Raw genomic sequence first — 243 nt, forward strand, 5'->3', positions numbered from 1 at the left:
GGACACGGCGCTTACATCGAGCGGCGCGCTGGTCTTCGCCTTGATCTCGCCGACGCTCACGCCGTCGGCGAGTTCGAGCACCTTCAGGCCGTGCGGCGTCACTTCGATCACACCGAGATCTGTGATGATCAGGTCGACCACGCCGACACCCGTCAGCGGCAGGTTGCATTCGTCGAGAATCTTGTGCTGGTCGCCCTTCGCGACGTGCTCCATCAGCACGACGACGCGCTTCACGCCCGCGAC

General features: G+C 64.6%; 1 protein-coding gene. It reads right to left on the minus strand.

The genetic code is table 11. The features are described from left to right. Positions 1–243, minus strand: a 243-nt coding sequence (locus SB751_RS34480) for a CoA-transferase (RefSeq protein ID WP_410749552.1), incomplete at both ends; no start/stop codon positions are given.

Source organism: Cupriavidus sp. SIMBA_020 (assembly GCF_046535395.1).
Classification (GTDB): domain Bacteria; phylum Pseudomonadota; class Gammaproteobacteria; order Burkholderiales; family Burkholderiaceae; genus Cupriavidus; species Cupriavidus campinensis.